We start from the raw sequence: 522 nt of genomic DNA on the forward strand, positions 1-522 counted from the left end.
GCACAGGCCATGGCAGCAGGCATGCGGGATGTAGATGCCCTGGCGCAGCGCGGCGTCGAGCAGGGTCTGGCCCTCCTCCACCTCGATGGTGGCGCCCAGGGGTTCGATGGTCAGGGTATGGCTCATGGCAATGGCAATCGGCAAGGCCCCGGGCTCAGCTGAACGAGCCCTTGATGCCGGTGAGGCCCGGCGTGCGGAAGCGGATCGCGTCCTTGTGCTTCAGGCCGTTCTCGGCGAGCGACTTCGCCGGGTCGGGGCTCCAGGGCTGGCCCGACTTGAACCACTGCGCCCGGCTCCAGTCGATCTTCGCGAAGTCGGGGTGCCAGCCGTAGATGCCCGGCAGGATCGCCTCGGCCAGGGCGCCGAAGGGCGTGTCGGGCGGCAGCGGCAGGCAGAAGGGCGCGCAGAACATCAGGTGGTCTTCCCAGCCGATGTAGAGCAGCGGCGCGGGGAAGTTCTCGCGAACGTCCTTCGCGGGGAAGTGGTAGGGCTTGAGGGCGACGACGCTCATTTCGCATCTCC

General features: G+C 68.2%; 2 protein-coding genes. Both read right to left on the reverse strand.

What is annotated here, in order from left to right; genetic code table 11:
* The coding region (locus AC1DTN_RS39185) for a 2Fe-2S iron-sulfur cluster-binding protein (protein ID WP_477925644.1) at window positions 1–126 on the reverse strand (126 nt) is incomplete at its 3' end.
* Between the two features lie 28 nt (window positions 127–154).
* Window positions 155–522: phenol hydroxylase subunit P4 (locus tag AC1DTN_RS39190; RefSeq protein WP_477925642.1), on the reverse strand; the 368-nt coding region annotated here is incomplete at its 5' end.

This window comes from Rhizobium sp. 01T444 (genome assembly GCF_056398305.1).